We start from the raw sequence: 25,793 nt of genomic DNA, 5'->3' as shown, positions 1-25,793 counted from the left end.
CGTCGAAAGCGCCCGCACGTGACCCGGACACTGCCCCCGCCGTCGACCCCGCCCACGGCTGCGACCCCACCCACGGCCACGGCCGCGCCCCCGGCCTCCGCGCCGGCCCCGCCGACGCCCACCGGCGAGGAGCTCCAGGCCCTCGCCCGCCGCCACGGCCTGACCGTGAGCGGCGCCCGGCCACCGCTGGCGGAGTACGTCCGGCAGCTCTGGTCCCGCCGCGACTTCATCACCGCCTTCGCGACGGCCCGGCTGACCGCCCAGTACAGCCAGGCCCGGCTCGGGCAGGCGTGGCAGCTGATGACCCCGCTGCTCAACGCGGCCGTCTACTACCTGATGTTCGGCGTCCTGCTGAACGTCCAGCACGGCATCCCGGACTACCTCCCGTTCCTCCTGACCGGCGTCTTCGTGTGGACCTTCACCGCCAACACGCTCACCGCCGGCACCCGCGCGATCAGCGGCAACCTCGGCCTGGTCCGCGCCCTGCACTTCCCCCGCGCGAGCCTCCCCCTCTCGCTCGCCCTGCTCCAGCTCCAGCAGCTGCTCGTGTCGCTCGCCGCGCTCGTCGTGATCCTGTTCTGCTTCGGCGAGTTCCCGACGTGGAGCTGGCTGCTCGCGGTGCCGGCGATCGCGCTCCAGGCCCTCTTCAGCACCGGCGTCTCGCTCGCCCTCGCCCGGCTCGCCGCCCGCACCCCGGACATCAGCCAGCTGATGCCCTTCGTGCTGCGCACCTGGATGTACGGCTCGGGCGTGATGTGGTCGCTCGGGCGCCTGGCGGCGAGCGACCGCTTCCCGGACCCCCTCGTGCTCCTCCTCCGCTGCAATCCGGCGGCGGTCTACATCGACCTCGTCCGCTTCGCCCTCGTGGGGAGCTTCACCGCGGACGACCTGCCGCCCCACGCGTGGGCGCTGGCCGCCGGCTGGGCGGTCCTCGCGTTCGCGGGCGGTTTCCTCTGGTTCTGGAAGGCGGAGGAGGCGTACGGCCGTGGCTGACGACACGACACCGCCCCCGGCGGCACCGCACGCACGCCCCACCCCCACCGCCCCCACTGCTCCCTCTGCCATCGCAGACCCCACCGTCATCGCCGACCGCGTCCACATCGCCTACACCGTGGCGACCGGAGCCGCCGGCAGCCGCCGCGTCCACGCCGTGAAGGGCGTCTCCTTCGTCGCCCGGCGCGGCGAGGCGATTGGCCTGATCGGTTCGAACGGATCGGGGAAATCCACCCTCCTGAAGGCCATCGCGGGCCTCCAGCCGGTGGAGAGCGGCGCCGTCTACACCCGCGGCCGCCCCACCCTCCTCGGCGTCGACGCGGCCCTGATGGGCGACCTCTCCGGCGAGCGGAACGTGATCCTCGGCGGGCTCGCCATGGGCCTGAGCCGGTCCGAGATCGAGTCCCGCTACGACGAGATCGTCGACTTCTCCGGCCTCTCCGACGGCAGCCGGCCCCCACGGCCCCACCCCGGCCCCGGCCCCGGTTCCGCCCCCCGGCCACGCCTGCGCCTGCGCCCCCGCCGCCGCACCCCCGGATCCTCCGGTCCCGACGACGACCCCCTCTCCCGCCCCCTGCGCACCTACTCCGCCGGCATGGGCGCCCGCCTCCGCTTCGCGATCTCCGCGACGGCCCGGCGCCACGACGTGCTCCTCGTCGACGAGGCCCTGGCCACCGGGGACGCCCGCTTCCAGCGGCGCAGCCGCCGCCGGATCGACGAGCTGCGGGCCGAGGCGGGCACGGTCTTCCTGGTGGCCCACTCGCACGCGACCATCCGGGACACCTGCGACCGGGCCCTCTGGCTGGAGGCGGGGACGCTGCGGGGGGACGGGCCGGCGGACGAGGTGGTGGCGGCGTACGAGGAGTTCACCAGGACGGGTGCCCCACAAGGGGACAAGTAAGGCATACCGCCCGTCACGGACCTAAGGTCGGAGCGTGACGACGCCCGATCGCCCCCGCTCCCGCGCCTCCGGTCCCACGGCCCCCGCACCCTCCTCGCTCACCCGCTCGCCCTTCGAGTCGGACACCTTCACGTCCGCCACCTTCGTCACCGTCGGGCACGGCCCCGCCCTCGCCCTCGCGGCGGTCTGGCTGCTCACCCGCGTGGGCATGCTGGTGCTGCTCGCCGGCGACAGCCTCGGCATCGGCGGGGTCGGCCACGAGGTGCAGCTCCTCTACCGCTACTGGTACGGCCTCTTCGCCGACGGCACCTTCCCGCCCTCGGACCCCACCTGGCAATACCCGCCGGGCGCCGGCCTCGTGATCATGGCGCCGGGGCTGCTCATGCCCTGGCTCGGCTACACCCAGGCGTTCATCGCGCTGACCCTGCTCGCGGACGCGGCCGTCACCCTCGGCCTCGCCCTCGCCGACCGCTCCCGGCTCACCCACGGCGCCTGGTACTGGGTCTGCGCCCTGCCGCTCCTCCTCCACCTGCCGCTCGCCCGGTACGACGTGCAGGCCACCGCCCTCGCCGTCCTCGCGCTGCTGCTGCTCAAGGGCCGCTCCCCCGCCGCCCACCGCCTCGGCGGGGCGCTCGCGGGGCTCGGCGCGATGGTCAAGGTGTGGCCGGCGCTCGCGCTGATCGGCACGCCCCGGGGGCGTACCACCCGCGAGGCGTGGACGGCCGCCGCCGTCACCGCCGTCACCCTCCTCGGCGTCCTCGCGCTCTGCTTCTCCGAGTCGCTCGGCTTCCTGCGCCAGCAGGGCGCCCGGGGCATCCAGATCGAGTCCCTGGGCGGCACCGCGCTCGCCCTCGCCGGCGCGGCCGGGATCTGGCCGGGGGCGCCGGAGATCCGCTACGGGGCCTACGAGTACACGGGCCCGTACGTCTCCACCCTCGGCCACCTCTTCCTGCTGCTGACCGTCACGGCGCTCCTCTGGCTGGTCCTCTGGCGGCTCCGCGCCACCCGCTGGAGCGACGCCACCCCGCTCGACGCGGCCCTCGCCGCCGTCCTGCTCTTCACCGTGACGAGCCGGGTGATCAGCCCCCAGTACCTGGTCTGGCTGCTCGGGCTCGCCGCCGTCTGCCTGACCTCGCGCCGGACCGTGATGCGCCCGGTGGCGCTGCTGCTGCTCCCCGCGGCGGCCCTCAGCTCCCTCGCGTACCCCGTGCTCTACGCGGAGGTCGTCGCCGGCACCCCCGTCGGGCTGACCGTGATGGTCCTGCGCAACGCCCTCCTCCTCGCCGCGGCCGCGGTCGCCGCCCACCGCCTGTGGCGGGCCACGGTGACCCCCGTGGAGGAATGACGGAGCCCCCTGGACGGAAACGGGCGGGGACCCGCGTGCGGGAACGGGCGCGCCCCCGCAGGGAACCGGGCGGAGGCCCGTGCGGAAACGGGCGAAGGCCCCGCCGGACAGGACGTCCGGCGGGGCCTTCGAGGAACAGCGGCCTCCGGGGCGCGGCGGTCCCGGAGGACCGGCGGCCCCGGAGGACCGGCGTCAGCCGTGCGTCCGCAGCAGCGCGCGCATCGTCCGCATGGCCACCGACAGGTTCGCCAGGTCGAAGGTGTCCGAGCCCTGGATCTCCTCCAGGGTCGTCCGCGCGCGGCCCAGGATCGCCGCGTTCGTCTCCTCCCACGCCTTGAAGCGCTCCTCCGGCGTCGAGGCGCCGTTGCCGGCGGCCAGGACGTCCGAGGTCAGCGCCGCGTGGGCGGCGAAGAGGTCCTCGCGGATGGAGGCGCGGGCCATGGACTGCCAGCGGTCGGCCCGCGGCAGCTCGATGATCCGGTCCATCAGGTCGGTGATGCTCAGCCGGTCGGCCAGGTCGTAGTAGACCTCGGCGACGGCCAGCGGGTCCTTCTCCATGCGGTCGGCGATCGCGACGATGTCGAGCGTCGGGAAGGCGGACGAGAAGCCCGCGACGCGCGCGGCCAGCTCCTCCGGGACGCCGAAGCCGGTCAGCTCGTCGAGGATCGAGCGGTACCACTCCGCGTCCGAGCCGCGCACCAGCTCCGGCAGCCGCTCCCAGACCTGCTCGACGCGCTCGGCGAAGAACTCGATGGTCTCGCCGATCGCGAGCGGCTGCGGCCGGTTGTTGAGCAGCCAGCGGGTGCCGCGCTCGACGAGCCGGCGGGAGTGCAGCCGCATCCGGGTCTGGACCTCGGCCGGGACCACGTTGTCGAGGGCCTCGACGGCGTCCCAGACCTCGCCGAGCCGGAAGATGGCCCGGGCCGCGGTCTGGGCCCGCACGATCTCCTCCATCGACGCGCCGGTCTCCTCGCGGAGGCGGTGCAGGAAGGTGGAGCCGCCGGTGTTGACGGTGTCGTTGACCAGGACGGTCGTGATGATCTCGCGGCGCAGCGCGTGCCCGTCGACGGCCTCGCCGAACTTCTCGCGCAGCAGCGTCGGGAAGTAGGCGTGGAGCAGGCCGGCCAGGTACGGGTCGTCGGGCAGCTCGGTGCCGATCAGCTCGTCGGCCACCGTGATCTTGGTGTAGGCGAGGAGGACGGCGAGCTCGGGCTGGCTGAGGCCCTTCTCGTTGTTGAGCAGCTCGCGGATCTGCCGGTCGTTGGGCAGGAACTCCAGCGAGCGGTCGAGCGCCCCGTCGCGGCCCAGGCGGCGCATGAAGCGCTGGTGGGCGTGGAGCAGGGAGGGCGACTGGGCGACCGCGTTGGCGAGGGCGGTGTTCTGCGCGTAGTTGTTGCGCAGGACGAGCCGGCCGACCTCGTCGGTCATCTCGGCGAGGATCCTGTTGCGCTGCTTGACGGTCATGTCGCCCTCGGCGACGAGCCCGTTGAGCAGGATCTTGATGTTGACCTCGTGGTCGGAGGTGTCGACGCCGGCGCTGTTGTCGATGGCGTCGGTGTTGATCTTGCCGCCCTCGCCCTCGGGTCCGCCGGCGCGGGCGAACTCGATGCGGCCGAGCTGGGTGGCGCCGAGGTTTCCGCCCTCGCCGACGACCTTGGCGCGGACGTCCTGGCCGTCGACGCGGATGGCGTCGTTGGCCTTGTCGCCGACCTCCGCGTTGGACTCGGCGGAGGACTTCACGTAGGTGCCGATGCCGCCGTTCCACAGCAGGTCGACGGGCGACTGGAGGATCGCCTTCATCAGCTCGGCCGGGGTGAGCTTGGTGACGCCCTCCTCGATGCCGAGCGCGGCCCGCATGTGGGCGTTGACCGGGATCGACTTCGCGGTGCGCGGGTGGATGCCGCCGCCCGCGGAGAGCAGCGAGGGGTCGTACTCCGCCCAGGAGGAGCGGGGCAGGTCGAAGAGGCGGCGGCGCTCGGCGTACGAGGTGGCCGCGTCCGGGTTCGGGTCGATGAAGATGTGGCGGTGGTCGAAGGCCGCGACGAGGCGGATGTGCTCGGAGAGCAGCATGCCGTTGCCGAAGACGTCGCCGGACATGTCGCCGACGCCGACGACGGTGAAGTCCTCGGTCTGGGTGTCGTGGCCCAGCTCGCGGAAGTGCCGCTTGACGGACTCCCAGGCGCCGCGGGCGGTGATGCCCATGCCCTTGTGGTCGTAGCCGGCGGAGCCGCCGGAGGCGAAGGCGTCGCCGAGCCAGAAGCCGTACGACTCCGCGACGCCGTTGGCGATGTCGGAGAAGGTGGCGGTGCCCTTGTCGGCGGCGACGACGAGGTAGGTGTCGTCCTCGTCGTGGCGGACCACGTCGACCGGGGGCACGACCTCGCCGGCGACCAGGTTGTCGGTGATGTCGAGCAGGGCCGAGATGAAGGTCTTGTACGAGGCGATGCCCTCGGCCAGCCAGGCGTCCCGGTCCACGGCGGGGTCCGGGAGCTGCTTGGCGACGAAGCCGCCCTTGGCGCCGACCGGCACGATGACGGTGTTCTTCACCATCTGCGCCTTGACCAGGCCGAGGATCTCGGTGCGGAAGTCCTCGCGGCGGTCGGACCAGCGCAGACCGCCTCGGGCGACCTTGCCGAAGCGGAGGTGGACGCCCTCGACGCGCGGCGAGTACACCCAGATCTCGAAGGCGGGGCGCGGGGCCGGCAGGTCGGGGATGGCCTGCGGGTCGAACTTCATGGAGACGTACGAGTGCGCCGCGCCGGTCTGCGACTTCTGGAAGAAGTTGGTCCGCAGGGTCGCCTTGATGACGGTGAGGAAGGACCGCAGGATCCGGTCCTCGTCCAGGCTCGCGACCTGGTCGAGGGCGCCGTCCAGCTCCTCCAGGATGCCGTCGGTGAGCTCGGTGCCGGCGCGCTGCCGCTCCGGGGCCATCCGGGCCTCGAAGAGGGAGACCAGCAGCCGGGTGGTGTGGACGTTGTTGCGGAGGGTGTCCTCCATGTAGTCCTGGCTGAAGGTCGAACCGGCCTGGCGCAGGTACTTGGCGTAGGCGCGCAGCACCATCGCCTCGCGCCAGGTGAGCCCGGCGGAGAGGACGAGGGAGTTGAAGTTGTCGTTCTCGGCCTCGCCGGTCCAGGTGGCGGCGAAGGCCTCCTGGAAGCGCTCGCGGGCGTCGTCGCCGACGTAGTCGCCGTTGCCGGAGGAGGCGGGCATCCGCAGGCCGAAGTCGTAGATCCAGGCGTGGGTGCGGTCGGCGCAGCGGAGCTCGTACGGGCGCTCGTCGGTGACCTCGACGCCGAGGCGGTTGAGGACGGGCAGGACGGCGGAGAGGGAGACCTGCTCGCCGGTCTTGTAGATCTTGAAGCGGCGCTCGCCGGGGCCTGCGGCGACGGGCTCGTAGAGGGAGAGCGCGAAGTCCTTGCCGCTGGCGGCGAGGGCCTCCATGCGGACCAGGTCGGCGACGGCGGCGCGCGGCGAGTGGTCGGCCTTGTAGCCCTCGGAGAAGGCGTTGCCGTAGCGGCGGAGCAGCTCGGCGGCGCGCTCCTCGCCGAACTCGGCGTTGAGGGCCTCGCCGAAGCCGTCGGCCCAGGAGCGGGCGGCCTCGACGAGCCGGGCCTCGATGCGGTCCACGTCGGCGTCGGTGAGGGCGGCGAGCTCGGTGCCGGGCTCGACGCGGATGACGAAGTGGAGGCGGGAGAGGATCGACTCGGTGTTCCAGGCGGTGAAGTCGACGGAGGCGCCGTTCAGCTCCTCCTTGAGGATGTCGATGATCCGCAGCCGGACGCGGGTGGTGTAGCGGTCGCGCGGCAGGTAGACGAGGGCCGAGAAGTAGCGGCCGTACTCGTCCTGGCGCAGGTAGAGCCGCAGCCGGCGGCGCTCCTGGAGGTACAGGACGCTGGTGACGATGGAGCGGAGCTGGTCGACCGGGGTCTGGAAGAGCTCGTCGCGCGGGTAGGTCTCCAGGATCTGGAGGAGGTCGCGGCCGTCGTGGCTGTTCGGGGAGAAGCCGGCGCCGGCCAGCACCTCCTGCACCTTGCGCTTGACGACGGGGACGCGGCGCACCGACTCGGTGTACGCGGCGGAGGAGAAGAGGCCGAGGAAGCGGCGCTCGCCGATGACGTTGCCGTCGGCGTCGAACTTCTTCACGCCGACGTAGTCGAGGTACGACGGGCGGTGCACGGTCGCGCGGCTGTTGGCCTTCGTCAGGATGAGCAGCTTGTGCTCGCGGGCCTTGGCGCGGGCGTCGGCGGGGAGCCGGCTGAAGGACGGGGAGACCGGGTGGGCGTGGTGGCCCTCGTCGTTGCCGCTGTGGTGCGGGTCGGAGCGCAGGATGCCGAGGCCGGTGCCGGGGACGGCGGCGAGCGCGTCGCCGTCGACGAGCTCGTACTCGCGGTAGCCGAGGAAGGTGAAGTGGTCGTCGGCGAGCCAGCGCAGCAGCTCCTGGGCCTCCTCGACCTCGGTGGGCCGCAGGTCGGAGGCGGTGGGCTCGGCGGTGAGGCCGTCGGCGATGCGCAGCGCGGCGTCGCGCATCTTCTCCCAGTCCTCGACGGTCTCGCGGACGTCGGAGAGGACGCGGAGCAGGTCGGCGGTGATCTGCTTGAGGTCGGCCTTGTCGGTCTCGCGGTCGATCTCGACGTGGATCCAGGACTCGGCGAGCGCGTCGTGCGGCAGCTCGCCGTGGATCTGGGTGGACAGGACCTCGATGAGCCTGCCGGTGATGTCACGGCGGACGAGGACCTGCGGGTGGATCACGACGTGGATGCCGCGGCCCTGGCGGGAGAGCTCGTTGGTGACGGAGTCGACGAGGAACGGCATGTCGTCGGTGACGACCTCGACGACGGAGTGGCTGCTGGTCCAGCCGTTCTCCTCGACCGTCGGGGTGTGCACGCGGACGTTCGCGGTGCCCTGGGGGCGGTTCTCCGCGAGCCGGTAGTGGGCGAGCGCGGCGCCGAAGACGTCGTCCGGGTCGCGGTCGGTGAGGTCCTCGGGGGCGGTGTGCAGGTAGTAGCGCTGGAGATAGTCGAGCACGGTGCCCCGGTCCGGACGTTCGCCCTCCGGGCCCGTCGGAAGTCGCCCCCCGACCGGGCTGTGCTCAGCTACGCGGGCGGCCCTCTCGAGCAGCTCGGCCTTTGCTTCGTCCAGCTTGGTCTGCATGTCCTCTGACTCCTGTCGCGCGCCGTTGCGTGACGTCGGTGGGTAGGACACAACGCCTCGACGCGGTGATTCCGGTCGAAGTCGACGTTATGCCCGGATGAGAGATGCCCGGATGGAAACCGGCCACGGAGAGCGGCGTTTCCGGACGGAGAGGATCGGCGAACGCACGGGCGGCCCGGCCGCGTGAGCGGACCGGGCGGCAGCCGGGGGCCGCACTGCCCCCGCGGCGTATCGCGCTGATCACGGGAAAAGCCTATCGCTCAAGCCCCCTGCCCCGTCATGAGCCGTATGTGTACAAAAGCGGGGGTGGAAGTTTGACGTTCTGGACAGCGACACATGTCCCCTTGGCGGATCGCGCGGAACGGTGCAGCGTGGACGCGAGCACGACGACGGACGACCATCCCTGAATCCGGGAGAGCCATGGCGAAGATCTTGATCGTGACGGGGGACGCTGCGGAGTCGCTGGAGGTGTTGTACCCGTACCAGCGTCTGCTCGAAGAGGGGTACGAGGTCGACATCGCCGCCCCGGCGCGCAAGCAGCTCCGGTTCGTGGTCCACGACTTCGAACCCGGCTTCGACACGTACACCGAGAAGCCCGGTTACACCTGGCCCGCCGACCTGGCCTTCTCGGAGGTGGACCCGGGCGACTACGTGGCGGTGGTGATCCCGGGCGGCCGCGCCCCGGAGTACCTGCGCAACGACCCGGAGCTCCGCAAGATCCTGAAGTCCTTCTTCGACGCGGACAAGCCGGTCGCCCAGATCTGCCACGGCCCGCTGCTGACGGCGGCCGTCGGCGGCCTGGAGGGGCGCCGGGTCACGGCGTACCCGGCCCTCGAACTGGACATGCAGGCGGCCGGCGCCGACTTCCAGGACTCGGCGGCGGTCGTCGACGGCCTGCTGGTCTCCTCGCGCGCCTGGCCGGACCACCCGACGTGGATGCGCGAGTTCCTGAAGGTGCTGCGCGCGAAGGGCTGACGCCCGGCGGGGCCGCCCGGCGGGCGGCCCCGTCCGTCCCGCCGGGCCGGCTCCCGAGCCGGCTCCCTAGACCAGCTCCTCCGCGACGGCGACGGCCTCCTCCAGGGAGTCGACCACCGGCACGCCGACCCGCTCCAGCGAGGCCCGGCTGTGGGAGCCGCCGGTGAAGAGCACGGCCTTCGCCCCGACGTGCGCGGCGGCGAGCGCGTCGTCCGCCGCGTCGCCGATGACGACGATCCTCTCGGCGGGGACGGCCAGCGCCTCCAGGTGGCGGACCATGTTGGCCGACTTGCCGTCCGTGGAGCGGTCGGTGCGCCCGTCGACCCGGACGAACCGCTCGGCGATCCCGTGCCGCCGCAGCAGCGGCAGCAGCTCGGCGTGCGGCGCCAGCGAGAGCAGCGACTGGGTCGCCCCGGCGGTCTGCCGGGCGGCCAGCAGCTCGGCGGCGCCCAGGGTCAGCGCACAGCCCTCCGCCCGCTCCCAGTAGTACCGGTGGAAGGTCCCGTCCATCAGGGTCCACTCGGCGTCGGTGGGCAGCCGTCCCATCAGGCGCTCGTAGAACCTCGGCACCGGCACCGTGTACAGGTCGCGGTACCGCTCCAGCGTGATCGGTGCGAGGCCGAGCTCCGCGAAGGCGGCGTTGGTGGCGCCGATGACCGCCCCGATGTCGTCCAGCAGGGTGCCGTTCCAGTCCCAGACCAGGTGCTTCTTCATGTGCTGCTTCCCCATGGCCCGACGGTACAGGCCGCCGCCTCAGCCGAGGAGGGAGGGGATCTCCTGGATGCCGAACCAGAGCAGCTCGTGGTCCTCGGCCCCGTCCACGACGAACTGCGCATCGTCGTCGCCCTGGTCGGCGGCGCCGAGCGCGGCGGCCGCGGCGGTGACGTCCGCCTCGGCGTCGTCCGCGTCGGCGTGCACGGCGGCGGCCTTGGCGAGGGCCACGGCGGCGGCGATCCGCACCTCGCCGATCGCCCCGGCGTCCAGCCCGCGGTCCGGGTCCGCCACGGCGTCCTTGTCGGCGACGTCGACGGCGACGACCACCCGGCGCCGCGGCGCCTCCGGGTCGCCCGCGACGAGCCGCAGCGAGGCGGCGGCGGCGCGGCTGAGCGCCGCGTACTCCAGCTCCTCGATGTCGTCGGAGACGTACCACTCGCGCAGCGCGGGCGTGACGGCGTAGGCGGTCAGCGGGCCGGGGCCCAGCTCGCCCGCCTTGTGCGCCTGTGCGAGACCGGGGAGGGTCAGAGGGACGTACACGCGCATGGCTGGCCGCTTTCGTAGTCGGAAACGCCCTCAGGATACGTCCGGCCCCGCGGGGCCGGGAGGTCCGCCCGCCGCCCCGCGGAGCCCGCCCGCCGCCCTCCGTCCCCCGGATAGGTGAATCACTCAGCGTGTCCGTCCGCGGCCGCCGCCCCTTGCGAGGGCCGGAGCGGGCTGGGTACAAGATCCCCACGGAAAGTTACCGACCGGTATCAAGCGGTCACCCTCCGAAGGGATCCCCATGCCGCCCCACGCCCAGGACACCCACCACCCCGACACGACCGTCCCCTCGCCCCGCACGCCGTCCGGCACGCCTCCCCTCGCTCCGCCCGCCACGCCCCTCCCCGCGCCCCGCACGGCGCCCGACAGGCCCCTCCTCGCTCCGCCCGCCACGCCCCTCCCCGCGCCCCGCACGGCGCCCGGCGCCTGCCCCGGCCGCCTCTCCGCGCGCCACCGCCCCGCGGGGCCGCCCCGCGGCACGCCGCCCTCCCGCCGCGCCCTCCCCGTGCACACCGCCTTCGCGGAGCGGCTGCTCGCGGTGCTCAGCGGGGAGCGACCGGTCCACTCCATGCTGGGGCTGACCGTCGGGGAGGCGTACGAGCAGCTGGTCCGGCTCGCGCCCCGGACCGCCGCCCGGGTGCCCGGCCCCCGGCCGGTGCTGCGCCGGTGCGCCGCCCAGCCGCACTCCGGCGACACCGTCCTGGAGGTCTTCGCCTCGCTCGCCGCCGGCCACCGCGTCCGCGCCCTCGCCTTCCGCCTGGAGCGCGGCCCCGACCACCGCTGGCGCTGCGCCGCCGTCGAGCTGGACGGCCTCGGCCGGCTCACCGGCGGCGGGCCCCGGCCATGACGAAGGGCCCCGCCGGACAGCTCCGGCAGGGCCCTTCCACGCCTCAGGCGGTCACTTCTTGCGGCGACGCCCGCCCGCGTTCTTCTGCGCCTTGCGGCGCTCCGCGCGGGTCATGCCGTCGCCCTCCGCGTCGCCGTCGGAGGCGAAGTCGCCCTCGACGACGCCGCCGTCGCCGTCCACCGACGGCGCCGAGAAGTGCAGCCGGTCCGGCCGCTGCGGGGCGTCGAGGCCCTTCGCGCGGATCTCCGGGCGGCCGCCCGCCGGCACCGCGTCGCCCTTGTCCAGGGACGGCGCGCCGGCCTGCACCGGGACCTCCTCGACCTGCTGCTCGACCTGGACCTCCAGGTTGAACAGGTAGCCGACGGACTCCTCCTTGATGCCCTCCATCATGGCGGTGAACATGTCGAAGCCCTCGCGCTGGTACTCGACCAGCGGGTCCTTCTGCGCCATCGCGCGCAGGCCGATGCCCTCCTGGAGGTAGTCCATCTCGTAGAGGTGCTCGCGCCACTTGCGGTCGAGGACCGAGAGGACGACCCGGCGCTCCAGCTCGCGCATGATCTCCGAGCCGAGCTGCGCCTCGCGCGCCTCGTACTGCTCGTGGATGTCGTCCTTGATGGACTCCGCGATGAACTCCGCGGTGATGCCCGCGCGGTCGCCCGCGGTGTCCTCCAGCTCGTCGACGGTGACCTTCACCGGGTAGAGCTGCTTGAAGGCGCTCCACAGCCGGTCCAGGTCCCACTCCTCCGCGAAGCCCTCGGCGGTCTCCTGGCGGATGTAGTCGTCGATGGTGTCGTCCATGAAGTGGCGGATCTGCTCGTGCAGGTCCTCGCCCTCCAGGACGCGGCGGCGCTCGCCGTAGATGACCTCGCGCTGCCGGTTGAGGACCTCGTCGTACTTGAGGACGTTCTTGCGGGTCTCGAAGTTCTGGGTCTCGACCTGCGACTGGGCGGAGGCGATCGCCCGGGTGACCATCTTGTTCTCGATCGGCACGTCGTCCGGCACGTTGGCCATGGCCATGACGCGCTCGACCATCTGGGCCTTGAAGAGGCGCATCAGGTCGTCGCCGAGCGACAGGTAGAAGCGGGACTCGCCCGGGTCGCCCTGACGGCCGGAACGGCCGCGCAGCTGGTTGTCGATGCGGCGCGACTCGTGGCGCTCGGTGCCCAGCACGTACAGCCCGCCGAGCTCCTTGACCTCCTCGAACTCCGCCTTCACGGCCTTCTCGGCGCGCTCCAGGGCGGACGGGAGGGCGGCGGCCCACTCCTCGACGTGCTCGACCGGGTCCAGACCCGCCTGGCGCAGCTCCGCCTCGGCGAGGTCGTCCGGGTTGCCGCCGAGCTTGATGTCGGTACCGCGGCCGGCCATGTTGGTGGCGACGGTGACGGCGCCGCGGCGGCCCGCCTGGGCGACGATCGTGGCCTCGCGCTCGTGGTGCTTGGCGTTCAGCACCTCGTGCGGGACGCCGCGCTTGGAGAGCTGCTGCGAGAGGTACTCGGACTTCTCGACCGAGGTGGTGCCGACGAGGACCGGCTGGCCCTTCTCGTGCTTCTCGACGATGTCGTCGACGACGGCGGCGAACTTCGCGACCTCGGTCCGGTAGATCAGGTCGGACTGGTCCTTGCGCTGCATCGGCCGGTTCGTCGGGATCGGGACGACGCCGAGCTTGTAGATCTGGTGGAACTCGGCCGCCTCGGTCATGGCCGTACCGGTCATGCCGGAGAGCTTGTCGTAGAGGCGGAAGAAGTTCTGGAGGGTGATCGTGGCGAGCGTCTGGTTCTCGTCCTTGATCTGCACGCCCTCCTTGGCCTCGATGGCCTGGTGCATGCCCTCGTTGTAGCGGCGGCCGGCGAGGATGCGGCCGGTGTGCTCGTCGACGATCATGACCTCGCCGTCGATGACGACGTAGTCCTTGTCCTTCTTGAACAGTTCCTTCGCCTTGATGGCGTTGTTCAGGTAGCCGACGAGCGGGGTGTTGACCGACTCGTAGAGGTTGTCGATGCCGAGCCAGTCCTCGACCTTGGCGACGCCGGCCTCGTGGATGCCGACGGTGCGCTTCTTCTCGTCGACCTCGTAGTCGCCGGTCTCCTCCAGGCCCTTCAGCGGGTTGCCCGGCTCGCCCTTGGTGAGACGGGTGACGAGCTTCGCGAAGTCGCCGTACCACTTGGTGGCCTGGTCGGCCGGGCCGGAGATGATCAGCGGCGTACGGGCCTCGTCGACCAGGATCGAGTCGACCTCGTCGACGCACGCGTAGTTGTGGCCGCGCTGGACGAGCTCGTCCTTCGACCAGGCCATGTTGTCGCGCAGGTAGTCGAAGCCGAACTCGTTGTTCGTGCCGTACGTGATGTCGCAGGCGTACTGCTCGCGGCGCTGCGCCGGGGTCATGTTGGCGAGGATGCAGCCGACCTGGAGCCCCAGGAACTTGTGGACGCGGCCCATCATCTCGGAGTCGCGCTCGGCCAGGTAGTCGTTGACCGTGATCAGGTGCACGCCCTTGCCGGAGAGCGCGTTCAGGTACGCCGGGAGGGTGCCGACGAGGGTCTTGCCCTCACCGGTCTTCATCTCGGCGACGTAGCCGAGGTGCAGGGCGGCGCCACCCATGATCTGGACGTCGTAGTGACGCTGGCCGAGGACGCGCTTGGCCGCCTCGCGGACGGTGGCGAAGGCCTCGGGCAGCAGGTCGTCGAGGCTCTCGCCGTCGGCGTACCGCTGCTTGTACTCCGCGGTGAGGGCCCGCAGGTCGGCGTCGGAGAGGTTGACGAAGTCCTCTTCGATGGAGTTGACCTGGTCCGCGATGCGGTGCAGTTTGCGCAGGATCTTGCCTTCGCCTGCACGCATGAGCTTGTTGAAGACGGACACTGAGGCTGGTCTCCTTGCCGGTCGGGCCTGGCACTGGGTCTTGTCACGGACACGAGCGCGGGCACGGCAGGTGGTCCCCACCGCAACGGCCATCGTAAGCGAGACCACCCTCACGGAGGGAGGCCCGCAGGGTCGTCGCCGCACGTCCGCCCGGAAAGAGAACGCCCGAGGCGCTCGGAAGGTGCCGTCCCTTCCGAAAAGTGTTCGCTTCCGTCCGGCCGGGTCCCCACAATCCGGGCATGGATCCCATCACGCTCACCAGTGACCGTCTCCGGCTCCGCGTCTTCGTCCCCGAGGACGAGGACATCGTGTACGCGCACTGCCAGGACCCCGCCATCCGCCGCTGGACGACCGTGCCGGATCCGTATCCGCGCGAGGCCGCCTCCTTCTTCCTGAACCGGATCGTCCCGGACGGCTGGCGCGACGACACCGACTACGCCTTCGCCGTCGAGCCGCTGGACGGCGGCCCCCTGTTCGCCTCCGTCGGCCTGCACAACCGGGGCTCGGGCGTCTGGGAGGTCGGCTTCTGGCTGGCCCCGGAGCAGCGGGGCCGGGGCTACATGACGGAGGTGGTCAGGACCGCCGCCCACTGGGCCTTCACGGGGCTGGGCTGCGTCCGGCTGGTCTGGCGCGCCGAGACGGGGAACACCGCCTCGCGCGCGGTCGCCGAGCGGGTCGGCTTCGCCCTGGAGGGGGTCCAGCGCGCGGGCCTGCTGCACAACGGCACGCTGCGGGACGCCTGGGTCGGCTCGCTGCTCCCCTCCGACTTCGGCCTGCCGAGCCCCGTCCCGTACCTCCCGCCGCGCGAGGCGCCGCCCTCCGTGGACCCCCGTGCGGCCGCCCTTCCCGAGGACTCCGGCACTGTCGGTCCTGGGGCCTAGGGTTCCTGCATGACGACCGTGCCGACGCCCGCCCCGACGCCCGCCCACCAGCCCGTCACCGACCTCTCCGCCGCCGACGCCCGCCGGATCGCCCTGCGCGCCCAGGGCTTCCTCGGGGCCCCCGACCGGAGGGCCGGGGTCCGCGGGGTACTCCGTCATCTCGGCCAGGTCCAGCTGGACACCATCTCGGTCCTGGCCCGCTCGCACGAACTGATCCCGTACGCCCGCCTCGGCGCCGTCGGCCGCCCGGCGGTGGAGGAGGCGTACTGGTCCGACGGCCACGCCTTCGAGTACTGGTCGCACGCCGCCTGCATCCTGCCCGTCGAGGAGTGGCCGCTCTTCGCCTTCCGCCGCCGCGCCTACCGCGACCGCCCGCACTGGCACCACGACCTGTCGGACGGCTCCTACGCCAAGGTGCTCGACCAGCTGCGCGCCGAGGGCCCGCGGACGGCGACCGAGCTCGGCGGCGCCAAGAACAAGGGCGAGTGGTGGGACTGGTCCGACACCAAGATCGCGGTCGAGCGGGCGCTGATGTACGGCGAGGTCGTCGTCACCGAGCGGCGCGGCTGGAAGCGGGTGTACGACCTGGCGGAGCGGGCGATCCCCGGGGCGCTGCTCCACGACGAGCCGGCCGACGCCGAGTGCCTGCGCCGGCTGGTCCGGCAGGCGGGCGAGGCACTGGGCGTCGGGACGCGCGCGGACATCGCCGACTACCACCGGCTGAAGGCGGAGCAGTTCGACGCGGTGGTGGCGGACTCGGGCCTGGTGCCGGTGGCGGTCGAGGGCTGGGGGAAGCCGGCGTGGGCCGATCCGGCGGCGCTGGCCGCGGAGCCGCGCGGCCGGCACCGCACGACGCTCCTCTCCCCCTTCGACTCGCTGATCTGGGAGCGGGCCCGGACGGAGCGGATCTTCGGCTTCACCCACCGCCTGGAGGCGTACGTGCCGAAGCCGAAGCGGGTGCACGGCTACTTCGCGATGCCGGTCCTCGCCGGCGGGCACCTGGTCGGCCGCGTGGACCCGGCCCGCGAGGGCCGCACCCTGGTGGCCAGGCAGGTCTCGCTGGAGGGACCGAAGGCGGTCCCGCCGGTCGCCCGGGCCCTGCGCGAGGCCGCCGAGTGGGTCGGCTGCGACGCGGTCCGCGTGGAGCGCCTGGACCCGCCGGAGCTGATGCCGCTCCTGGTCAAGGCGCTGGAGGCCTAGCCCCGGCGCCTACCGGATCTCCAGGATCTTCTCCCGCATCGCGTAGACGACGGCCTCCATGCGGGAGTGGAGCTGGAGCTTCTCCAGGATGTTCCGGACGTGGTTCTTCACCGTGTTCTCGGAGATGAAGAGCTCCTTGGCGATGTCCCGGTTGTTCATGCCGGTCGCGACGAGCTTGAGGACCTCCAGCTCGCGGTCGGTGAGCCGGGGCGCGGGGACGAGGCGGCGCTCGTCGGTGCGCTGGATCATCGACTTGAATTCGGTGAGGAGCTTCGACGCCATGGAGGGGCTGATCTGGGACTGCCCGTCGGCCACGGCGCGGATCGCGGTCGCGACCTCGTCCGTGGAGATCTCCTTGAGCAGGTAGCCGGTGGCCCCCGCCTTGATCGCGTCGTAGAGGTCGGCCTCCTCGTCGCTGATCGTCAGCATGATGATCTTCGCGCTGGGGGCGACCTCCTTGATGGAGGTGCACGCCTCGATGCCGCCGCGCCGGGGCATCCGGACGTCCATCAGGACGATGTCGGGCAGCAGGTCCGCCGCCTTGTCGACCGCCTCGGCCCCGTCGCCGGCCTCGCCGACGACCTGGATGTCCTCCTCCTGGGCGAGGACGATCTCGAGTCCGCGCCGGAAGAGCGCGTGGTCGTCCACGACCAGCACCCGGATCGGCTCCTTGCGATAGGGCTCGTTGGCCGATTCCGATCCTTCCGGAGCATCCTCGTGGACGAGCGCACCACGCTCGCGCCCGCTGAGCACCGGGCCGAAGCTGTCTGCCATCGTTCCTCCCCCTGAAGGCCGTGGCCTGAATTCGTTTCCGGTCCTCCAACCACTGCCCGCGAAGCACCGGTTGGCGTGCACGCCATGATTTCATGCCGCGGCGGTCCCGGGGTGGCCCCAGGGGCACACAGGGGTGCCCCTGGGGATCGCGGGGAGCGCTCCAGGGGCACCTGACGGGACGCGGGAGAAGGGTGGTGCGGTACGGGACGGCCGGGTCGGCCGGTCAGCCGTTCGACGGGTCAGCCGCCGAGCGCACCGCCCGCACCACCGCTGTTCTCGGCGAGCGGGTCGTTCTCCAAGTGGATGACGCCGTAGTCGTAGGCGTGGCGCCGGTAGACGACGCTCGGCTGCTTGGTCTCGGCATCGACGAAGAGGTAGAAGTCGTGGCCGACCAGTTCCATCTCGTAGAGGGCCTGGTCGAGCCCCATGGCGCCGGCCTTGTGCGTCTTCTCGCGGACCACCAGCGGGCCTTCGCCCTGGACCTCGATCGAGCCCATCATCGTGGTGGGCACCTCGCCGTCGGTCTCGTCGGCGACGAGCTCGCCCTGGCCGTTGAGCTGGGCGACGCCGGGGACGACGTCGGCGACCTCCGCCGCGGAGAGCCGCCCGCTGCCCCGGCGGGTGTAGCGCTTGTCGTGCTGCTTGCGGAGCCTGGCCTCCAGCTTGTCGCTGGCCAGGTCGAGTGCCGCGTACGGGTCGCCGGCCGACGCTTCCGCCCGGATGACCGGGCCTCGGGAGTGGAGGGTGATCTCCACGCGGTCGGACCGGTCCGCCTGCCGCGGGTTGGGCTCCTTGGACACCTCGACGTCGAGGCTGATCACCTTGCCGTCGAGCTTCTGGATCTTCTCCAGCTTCAGCTTCTCGGCCACGTGCTTGCGGAACCGCTCGGGCACCTCGGTCTTGCGGCCCTTGACGACGATGTCCACGCAGAACTCCGTTCCCGGATCGCCCGCCCGGCTCCCAGGCCGGCGGGCATCTCCCTTTGCACCAGCTCCGGCGGTCTCACCGGAGCTCGGACTTGGCGACTTCGCCCTCCTCCTCCCCAGCCGACAAGATCGCCACCCCATCGACGAGAGGTTAATTCGCCCTGAACTCCTGTCCTGTGCGCAACCATGTATGCAGTGAGGTTCGGTGTTTTACCTTTCCTCACAACCGAACATAGCTCCTTCGGACGGGTGTCGGCACCCGCTGCCGAGACTTACCTCCATTCGGAGGCTTTCACCTCTCACCACCTGCAACGATCCAAGTTCTTGGCGAGTTCCGGTTTATTTCGAACGAAGCGGGAGATGATGCGATCACAGCCGCCACCCGCTGTTCGAATTCGTGCTGCGCGAAATCACCGGCCGCTCTTTCCGCCGGCCCGGGGATGAACGGCGGATGTACGACCCCGAGGGCGCGCGCCGCCTCCGCGAGCGTCGCGCCGGTGGTCATCAGGTCGTCCACCAGGACCACCTGTCCGGCCGCCAGCAGCCGCCCGCCGCCCCGCACCACCTCCAGCGCCCCGGCCAGGTTCGCCCGCCGCCCGCGCGCGTCCAGCCCCGCCTGGTCCGCCACGGCCCGCCGCTGCCGCAGCACCGGCACCACCCGCGCCGGCCGTCCCGCCCGCCGCAGCCGCGCCGCCGCGGCCAGCGCCACCCGCCGCGTCGGATCGTGCCCCCGGGCCCGCACCGAGCGCCGCGAGGACGGCACCGGCACCAGGAGCAGCGGACGCTCCCCCGGGCCCGCCACGGGGGCCGCAGCGGCCTCCACGGCCCCCGCGAGCGCCCCTCCCAGCACCCCGGCGAGCCCCAGGGCCCCGCGTTCCTTGTGGGCGATCAGCAGCGCCCGTACCGCTCCCTCGTACGGCACGGCGGCGTGCACCACCGGCAGCCCCGCCGGCTCCGGCGCGGGCCGCACCCGGCCGGCCCCCGGCCCGGCGAGCGCGCCCGCGCACCGCGCGCACAGCCCGGTCCTGGGCGCTCCGCAGCCCTCGCAGGCGCCGGACAGCACCAGCCCGGAGATCTCGCGCCACCAGCCCCGCATGCCTCCACGATGACCGCGCGCGGGGCCCGCCGCCACCCCTGTGGACGACGCCCTGTGGACAACCGGGCCCCAGGAAACAGACCGCTAGCCGGGAGGCTCCCCGGGACAGACCGGCTACCCGGGATAGACCGGCGCGCTCCCGGACTTGACCACCGGCTGCCAGTTGGCCCCCGGCATCAGCCGCACGATGCCGTCGTTGCCCGATTCGACCACCAGAGGCTCGGTCTCCTCGTGCGGCGCGGCCACCGCGTTGACCCCGTTGAGGCCCGGCAGCACCGAGCTCGCCGAGGTGGAGCCGTCGGTCTGGAGGTAGCGGATCTGCTGCACGCCGCCGGCCTCGCGCCCGACCACGACGAGCCGGCTCGGCCCGGCCCAGGAGACGGAGGAGACCGACTCCATGCGCGGCGCGGCCGGCTGGAGGTCCACCACGGACACGACCTGCTCGTCCGCGCCGTCCTGGCGCTCGATCCGGCCGATCTGGAGGGTGGTCTTCCCGTCGCGGGTGATCAGGAGCGCGATCCGCACCCCGTCGGCCGAGACCCGCAGCGACTCGACCCGGGTGTCCTCCCCGAGCCAGGGCGTGCGGACCTCGATCCACTTGCCAGTGCCGTCGGGCACGACCACGAGCCGCTGGTGGCCCCGGGCCCGGTCGGCGATCCACAGGTCGCCCCGCCCGTCCCAGCTGGGCTGCGAGAGCCGGTCCTTCGTCGCCGCGGTCACCGCCGCCTTGCTCCTGAGGACCGGCGGCAGCTGCTCCTGCTCGGTGGTGATCGAGGAGACGTAGAGCGAGGAGCCGTCCTCGGAGACGCCGGCCGCCCGGGTCCCGCCGCGGGCCACCGCGAGCGAGCCCAGCGGCACCACGCCGCTGCCCAGCGGTCCCGGCACCTCGGTCGGCTGGACGACGTCCTTCCCGCCCGGGGCGAGGGCCATCATCCTGCCGTTGTCGTCGAGGAAGTACGGCGTCTCGACCTGCCCGGTGTCCTGCACCGCCTCGAACTCCGCCGCCTGCTCCTTGCCGAGCCGGCACACGACGCCCCCCTCGACGTCCTGGAGCTCGACCTGGTCGACCCGGACGGAGGGCAGGTCGCCGAGGGTGACGAGCAGCTGGGCCGCGAGCCGCCGGCACACCTCGCCGCCGAAACGGTCGGACTTCACGCTCAGCGGCACCTTCAGCGTGGACTGGTCGTCCGTGGTGAGCGTGGTGACGCCCTTCTTCAGCTCCGTGCCGGAGGGGAAGGTCGAGTCGACGGCCGGCCGCAGCCAGTGCGTCGGCCCCGCCAGGAGCGCCCTCACGGTCTGCGTCACCGGATCCATCCGGGTGACCGGGTCCTGGCGCTGCCGGATGTAGACGGGGTCGGCGACCAGCCAGTCCTCGCCGGACGCGAAGTAGTACTTGTTGACCGACCGGTAGTTGCGCAGGAAGTCGGGCTCCCCGAGGACGAGGCCGGACGGCAGGCTGTCGATCCGCCACTCCTTGTCCTTGCCTTCGGCCACGGCCTCCTGCACCACGTGGATCGCCTGCGCGTACTCCACCGGGCTGTTCGGCTGGTACGCGTGCCGGGCGTCGACGGTCGCGATCTTCCGGCCGGAGATGGGGTACGCGCGCCCCTGGTTCTCGGGGTCCGCGTTGCGGTCGGGCTGCTCGCGGTCGGGCGCGGTGGCGAGCACCGTGATGCTCTCCTCCGGCTTCCAGCTCTTGGCGGCCTGCGAGGTCAGGTACTTGCGGGCGGTCGCGAAGCCGGGGTCGTCACTGGTCATGGCCTCCAGGAAGCCGTCGACGATCTCGTCCGGGGTCGCGTTCTCCCGGGGGGCGACGGCGTAGACCCGCACCTGCGAGTCGCCGGGGTTGGCCCCCCGTACCGCCTGCACGTCACCGCTGTCGGGCATGGTGGCGCAGCCCGTCGCCAGGAGTCCGCCGCAGGCGGCCAGCACCAGGACGCGACCGCCCCGTCCCCGCCCCGCCCGCCGTCGCCCGTCAGCGCCCACCTGTGCCGTCCTCCCGCTCCGCGTTCCCCGCCGTTCCCGTGCCCTGGCCGTGCTCGGCCTCCGCCGCCGTCCTGGCCACCACCCTGGCGCCGCTGCCGGGCAGCGCCGCCGGGTCGACGGCCGCCCGCGGCGGCGCCGGGATCCGCGGCGGCACGGCGGGCAGCGAGGGCCGCTCCCCGGCCGGCTGGGCCGGCACCGAGGCGGCCCGGCCGGTGTCCTGCGCCCGCTGCGCGGCGGCCTGCTCCCGGTTGCGCCGGGAGTCCTCCGGCTCCAGCGGGATCGGCGAGCCGCGCAGCGGCTCGTCCGCGGTGCGCGGCAGCGTGAGCCGGAACTGCGAACCGCCGCCGGGCTCGCCCCAGGCCTGGAGCCAGCCGCCGTGCAGCCGCGCGTCCTCGACGGCGATCGACAGGCCGAGGCCCGTTCCGCCGGTGGTACGCGCGCGTGCCGGGTCGGCGCGCCAGAACCGGTTGAAGACCCGGGTGGCCTCGCCCGGCTTCAGGCCGACGCCGTAGTCGCGTACGGCGACGGCGACGGCCCCGCCGGCCGCGGCCAGCTTGACCACGACGTCCTTGCCCTCGCCGTGCTCGACGGCGTTGACCACCAGGTTGCGCAGGACGCGCTCGACCCGGCGGGCGTCGGCCTCGGCGACCACGGGCTGCTCGTCGCCGACGACGACGATCCGGGTGCCCTTCCGCTCGGCGAGCGGCTCGGCGCCGCCGATGACCCGGCGCACCACCTGCCGCAGGTCGATCGGCTCGGCCTCCAGGGCGGCGGCACCGGCGTCGAAGCGGCTGATCTCCAGGAGGTCGGCGAGCAGCGACTCGAAGCGGTCGAGCTGGTCGCCGAGGAGTTCCGCGGAGCGCGCGGTGACGGGGTCGAAGTCGACGCGGGCCTCGTGGATGACGTCGGCCGCCATCCGGACCGTGGTCAGCGGCGTCCGCAGCTCGTGCGAGACGTCGGAGACGAACCGCCGCTGCATCCGGGAGAGCTCCTCCAGCTGCTGGATCTTGAGCTGGAGGTTGGAGGCCATCTTGTTGAAGGCCTCGCCGAGGCGGGCGATGTCGTCCTCGCCGGTGACCTTCATCCGCTCCTGGAGCCGCCCGGCGGAGAGCCGCTCGGCGATCCCGGCCGCCATCCGCACGGGGCTGACGACCTGCCGCACCACGAACCAGGCGATCACCCCGAGCAGCACCACGACGAAGAGCCCGGCGGTCGCCAGGGTGGTCTTGACCAGGGTGAGGGAGTCCTCCTCCTGGGTCAGCGGGAAGAGGTAGTAGAGCTCGTACTGCTTGCCCTCGGCGTCGTTGAGCCGCTTGCCGATGACGAGCCCCGGCTCGGCCGGCTTGTCGCTGGTGTAGTGGATGCGCCCGAACTTCTGGAAGGGGCCGTTGCCCTGGGCCACCCAGTGCCGCAGGTCGGCGGGGACGGACCGCGCGGGGTCGACCTCGCCGGAGGCGCGGGCGCCGCGGCTCGCGGTGTCGCCGGAGTCCAGCGAGAGCGCGACCACGTTGAACGCGTTCTGTCCGCCGCTGGCGAGCTGCTCGACGAGGGTGGAGCGCCAGTTCACCGAGGAACCGGCCCGCACCCCGTCCTGCCCGGGCACGGGCGGCGTGGTCGCCGCCCGGTCCTGCGCGGCGGAGAACCCGCCGGCGGCCTGGGTCTGGGCGGCCTTCTCCTTGGTTTCGAGCAGACCGTTGCGGACCTGCCCGATGACGACCAGGCCGAGGAGCAGCACGACGCCCAGGGACATCAGGAGGGTGCCCGCGACGACCCGCAGCTGGATGTTCCTCCGCCACAGGCGCACGGCGGGCAACAGGGGTCGCCGCACCAGCCGGGCGACGATCCGGAAGACCCGTCCGCCCGGCGTCCCGTCCTGCAGGAGTCGTCCACCGCGTATCAGGCGGCCGGAACGCGAGCCCCCCCGTCCCGGTCCGGCAGCCCGCCCCGTGAGGCCCCCGGGGTCAGGGGACTCCGGAGCAGTACTGCCCTTGCTCATATCAGCTCGGTCCCGCCTTGTATCCGACACCGCGGACGGTCACCACGATCTCCGGCCGCTCGGGGTCCTTCTCGACCTTCGAGCGCAGTCGCTGGACGTGGACGTTCACCAGCCGGGTGTCGGCCGCGTGGCGGTAGCCCCAGACCTGCTCCAGGAGCACCTCCCGGGTGAAGACCTGCCACGGCTTGCGCGCGAGGGCGACCAGCAGGTCGAACTCCAGCGGCGTCAGGGCGATCGACTGCCCGTCCCGCTTCACGGAGTGCCCCGCCACGTCGATGACCAGGTCACCGATGGTGAGCTGCTCCGGCGCGGGCTCCTCGGAGCGCCGCAGCCGCGCCCGGATGCGGGCGACGAGCTCCTTCGGCTTGAACGGCTTGACGATGTAGTCGTCGGCCCCGGACTCCAGGCCCACGACGACGTCGACGGTGTCGCTCTTGGCCGTGAGCATCACGATCGGCACACCGGACTCGGCCCTGATGAGCCGGCACACCTCGATGCCGTCCCGTCCGGGCAGCATGAGGTCCAGCAGCACGAGGTCCGGCTTGGCCTCGCGAAAAGCGGCGAGCGCCTTGTCGCCGTCCGCGACGAACGACGGCTCGAACCCTTCACCCTTGAGCACGATGCCGAGCATCTCGGCCAGTGCGGTGTCGTCGTCGACGACGAGAACGCGTCCCTTCATATCGACATCATCCCATTTCCGTATCGGTCTCAAGGTGGCTGGTGAGATACCTCACCGACCTGCGACGACGTCGAGGCCGGGCTCCCTGACTCCCCGTGTCCACGCGCCGCGCGGCCGGTGACGACCGTCACCCCCCGTACCCCCGCGGTCGCCCAGAACCGTACCCCGCCGGACGCCGAACGCCCACGGTCCGGCGGAAGCCCGTGGCCAAAGGAGCCGCGAAGGGGCCCGCAAGAGGGACGGGAGGGGTACGGGAAAGAAGGCGTTCCGCCCCGGCCCACGGCGGGGTCCCGCGTGACACGATGGCAGCCGGCCCGCCGCCCGCCCGATGGGACGGCCGCCGTGACCGAGCCGGTTCGCCGACCGGCACCGCGACCCAATCCGCCGAGGTGGACGACCGTGAACGACACTCCGGGCTGGAACCCGCCCGGATCCGCCCCTTCCGACGGCCAGGACGGCCCCGCGATCCCCGGGCAGTCCTCCCCGCCGGAGACGAACGACTCCGCACCCCGGTGGTCGAAGGACCAGCCGCCCGCCGGCCGCTGGTCCCCGCCGCAGGACGGCCGGGGCCCTGCGCACCGCCCGGGCCGGGCCCGGGGGAACCCTCCGCCGCAGCTCGGCCGCTCCGGCCCTCCGGCCGAGAAGCCGGGCGTCATCCCGCTCCGCCCGCTGGGCGTCGGCGAGATCCTCGACGCATCGGTCGCGATCCTCCGCCGCTACTGGCGGACGGTGCTGGCCGTCACGGTCACCGTCGCCGTCGTCACCCAGGTCGCCCTGGTCTTCGTCCAGCGGTACCTCTCCACGGAGCCGCCGGCCCTGCACGCGGACGCGAGCCCGTCCGAGCAGCTGGAGGCGGCCTCGGCATACCTCCGGGCCTCGGTGACCGAGCTGGCCCCGACGATGCTGGTGTCGGTGGCCGCCTCGGTCTTCACCAGCGCCCTGCTCACCGTGGTGGTCAGCCGGGCGATCCTGGGCCGCCCGGTCACGCTGGCCGAGGCCTGGCGGGAGGCGAGCCCCCGGCTCCCCCAGCTCCTGCTGCTCTCCCTGGCCCTTCCGCTGGGCGCCGGGCTCCTCGCCACGGCGGCGATGCTCCCGGGCGTGCTCCTCGGAGGCGCCGGTGGCGCGACCCTCGCCTTCTTCGGCGGTACGGCGGCGTTCGTCGTCGTCATCTCGCTGCTGATCCGCTTCAGCCTGGCCTCCCCGGCGCTGATGCTGGAGCGTCAGGGCATCGTGCCCGCGCTGAAGCGCTCGGCGAAGCTGGTGAAGGGCGCCTGGTGGCGGATCTTCGGCATCACGCTGCTGACCCAGCTCCTCATCATGATCTTCACGATGATCCTGACGATCCCCTTCGCGGCGATCGCCTTCGCCGTCGACAGCACGGGCTCGACGCTCAGCTGGACCTATCTGATCGTGATGGGCGTCGGCGGCATCGTCAGCAGCGCCCTCACGTACCCGATCGCGGCCGGCGTCACCGTCCTCCTCTACGTGGACCAGCGCATCCGCCGCGAGGCCCTGGACCTGGAACTCGCCAAGGCCGCCGCCACCCCGGTCGACCACTGACCCGTTCCGTCCCGAAAGGCTCCCGCCCTCCCAGGGCGGGAGCCTTTCCGTTTCCCGTTCGGGTGCTCACCCCGCTCCCCTCCCCCTGCTTGCCGGAAAGGGGCGCAGGGGCATCGACAACCTCGCCGAGAAGCCCCTGCACCACCCCCCGACGGGCCTGGCGGCACGCCCCCGGCACAGGGGGACCCGCCCTTCCGGAACCCCTCCCAGAAGGCAACCAGCCACACCCTCTCCCCCGCACCTCTCCCGTTCCCGTGCACACGGGAAAGGGGGTGGTGAACGCAGAAAAGCCCCGCACCATGACGGTGCGGGGCTTTCCCACAATGATTGTTCGGCGGTGTCCTACTCTCCCACAGGGTCCCCCCTGCAG

At 72.6% G+C, this 25,793-nt stretch carries 18 protein-coding genes; 8 read left to right on the top strand and 10 right to left on the bottom strand.

Features of this window, described 5'->3' with window-relative positions:
• The first annotated feature begins 18 nt into the window (after positions 1 to 18).
• From IE287_RS02980 to IE287_RS02970, 3 genes are all read left to right on the top strand, one after another.
• Positions 19 to 993: an ABC transporter permease gene (locus tag IE287_RS02980; protein ID WP_229883250.1), complete on the top strand. Its 975-nt coding sequence runs from the start codon at positions 19 to 21 to the stop codon at positions 991 to 993.
• Positions 994 to 1,081: 88 nt separating this feature from the next.
• A complete protein-coding gene (locus IE287_RS02975; RefSeq protein ID WP_373307808.1) occupies positions 1,082 to 1,894 on the top strand; it encodes an ABC transporter ATP-binding protein in 813 nt (270 codons plus the stop codon).
• A 34-nt stretch (positions 1,895 to 1,928) separates the two neighbouring features.
• Positions 1,929 to 3,239 carry a glycosyltransferase 87 family protein gene (locus IE287_RS02970; RefSeq protein ID WP_373307792.1) on the top strand — a complete coding sequence of 437 codons (1,311 nt, stop codon included), beginning with the start codon at positions 1,929 to 1,931 and terminating at the stop codon, positions 3,237 to 3,239.
• Positions 3,240 to 3,431: 192 nt separating this feature from the next.
• Here the strand turns inward: IE287_RS02970 and IE287_RS02965 are convergent, their stop codons facing one another.
• Positions 3,432 to 8,390, bottom strand: coding sequence for an NAD-glutamate dehydrogenase (locus IE287_RS02965; RefSeq protein WP_189847299.1), 4,959 nt, complete (start codon positions 8,388 to 8,390; stop codon positions 3,432 to 3,434).
• 420 nt (positions 8,391 to 8,810) lie between these two features.
• Here IE287_RS02965 and IE287_RS02960 point away from each other — a divergent pair, with 420 nt between their 5' ends.
• Positions 8,811 to 9,365 (top strand): DJ-1/PfpI family protein, encoded by a 555-nt coding sequence (locus IE287_RS02960; RefSeq protein ID WP_189847298.1) that lies wholly within the window; start codon positions 8,811 to 8,813, stop codon positions 9,363 to 9,365.
• A gap of 66 nt (positions 9,366 to 9,431) precedes the next feature.
• On the opposite strand, the gene IE287_RS02955 is transcribed toward IE287_RS02960, so the two are convergent.
• Both IE287_RS02955 and IE287_RS02950 read right to left on the bottom strand, forming a co-directional pair.
• Positions 9,432 to 10,094 carry an HAD family hydrolase gene (locus IE287_RS02955; protein ID WP_189847297.1) on the bottom strand — a complete coding sequence of 221 codons (663 nt, stop codon included), beginning with the start codon at positions 10,092 to 10,094 and terminating at the stop codon, positions 9,432 to 9,434.
• 24 nt (positions 10,095 to 10,118) lie between these two features.
• Complete coding sequence (locus IE287_RS02950) at positions 10,119 to 10,625, bottom strand: DUF6912 family protein (protein ID WP_189847296.1); 507 nt, start codon at positions 10,623 to 10,625, stop codon at positions 10,119 to 10,121.
• A gap of 238 nt (positions 10,626 to 10,863) precedes the next feature.
• Here IE287_RS02950 and IE287_RS39375 point away from each other — a divergent pair, with 238 nt between their 5' ends.
• Complete coding sequence (locus tag IE287_RS39375; protein WP_373307791.1) at positions 10,864 to 11,469, top strand: Rv3235 family protein; 606 nt, start codon at positions 10,864 to 10,866, stop codon at positions 11,467 to 11,469.
• A gap of 51 nt (positions 11,470 to 11,520) precedes the next feature.
• Here IE287_RS39375 and secA read toward each other — a convergent pair whose 3' ends face one another.
• Entirely contained in the window at positions 11,521 to 14,325 is a 2,805-nt protein-coding gene (gene secA, locus IE287_RS02940) for a preprotein translocase subunit SecA (RefSeq protein WP_189847295.1), read from the bottom strand.
• 239 nt (positions 14,326 to 14,564) lie between these two features.
• Here secA and IE287_RS02935 point away from each other — a divergent pair, with 239 nt between their 5' ends.
• Both IE287_RS02935 and IE287_RS02930 read left to right on the top strand, forming a co-directional pair.
• A complete protein-coding gene (locus tag IE287_RS02935; RefSeq protein ID WP_189847294.1) occupies positions 14,565 to 15,206 on the top strand; it encodes a GNAT family N-acetyltransferase in 642 nt (213 codons plus the stop codon).
• A 9-nt stretch (positions 15,207 to 15,215) separates the two neighbouring features.
• Positions 15,216 to 16,406: a winged helix-turn-helix domain-containing protein gene (locus tag IE287_RS02930; protein ID WP_189847293.1), complete on the top strand. Its 1,191-nt coding sequence runs from the start codon at positions 15,216 to 15,218 to the stop codon at positions 16,404 to 16,406.
• Positions 16,407 to 16,415: 9 nt separating this feature from the next.
• Here the strand turns inward: IE287_RS02930 and IE287_RS02925 are convergent, their stop codons facing one another.
• The 6 genes from IE287_RS02925 to mtrA form a co-directional block, all read right to left on the bottom strand.
• A complete protein-coding gene (locus IE287_RS02925) occupies positions 16,416 to 17,180 on the bottom strand; it encodes a response regulator (RefSeq protein ID WP_189847292.1) in 765 nt (254 codons plus the stop codon).
• Positions 17,181 to 17,419: 239 nt separating this feature from the next.
• Positions 17,420 to 18,106: a ribosome hibernation-promoting factor, HPF/YfiA family gene (gene hpf / locus IE287_RS02920; RefSeq protein WP_189847291.1), complete on the bottom strand. Its 687-nt coding sequence runs from the start codon at positions 18,104 to 18,106 to the stop codon at positions 17,420 to 17,422.
• Positions 18,107 to 18,398: 292 nt separating this feature from the next.
• A complete protein-coding gene (locus IE287_RS02915) occupies positions 18,399 to 19,202 on the bottom strand; it encodes a ComF family protein (RefSeq protein ID WP_189847290.1) in 804 nt (267 codons plus the stop codon).
• A gap of 114 nt (positions 19,203 to 19,316) precedes the next feature.
• Positions 19,317 to 21,188, bottom strand: a complete 1,872-nt coding sequence (locus IE287_RS02910; protein WP_189847289.1) for an LpqB family beta-propeller domain-containing protein — start codon at positions 21,186 to 21,188, stop codon at positions 19,317 to 19,319.
• Positions 21,178 to 23,184: an MtrAB system histidine kinase MtrB gene (gene mtrB / locus IE287_RS02905; RefSeq protein ID WP_189847288.1), complete on the bottom strand. Its 2,007-nt coding sequence runs from the start codon at positions 23,182 to 23,184 to the stop codon at positions 21,178 to 21,180. Before mtrB ends, IE287_RS02910 begins: the two co-directional genes overlap by 11 nt.
• Before the next feature lies 1 nt (position 23,185).
• A complete protein-coding gene (mtrA, locus tag IE287_RS02900) occupies positions 23,186 to 23,863 on the bottom strand; it encodes a two-component system response regulator MtrA (protein WP_030498730.1) in 678 nt (225 codons plus the stop codon).
• 399 nt (positions 23,864 to 24,262) lie between these two features.
• On the opposite strand from mtrA, the gene IE287_RS02895 reads away from it, so the two are divergent.
• Positions 24,263 to 25,423 carry a proline-rich domain-containing protein gene (locus tag IE287_RS02895; protein ID WP_189847287.1) on the top strand — a complete coding sequence of 387 codons (1,161 nt, stop codon included), beginning with the start codon at positions 24,263 to 24,265 and terminating at the stop codon, positions 25,421 to 25,423.
• Positions 25,424 to 25,793: the final 370 nt, after the last annotated feature.

The organism is Streptomyces omiyaensis (assembly GCF_014650895.1).
Lineage (GTDB): Bacteria > Actinomycetota > Actinomycetes > Streptomycetales > Streptomycetaceae > Streptomyces > Streptomyces omiyaensis.
This window is presented reverse-complemented; position numbering and strand designations above follow the sequence as displayed.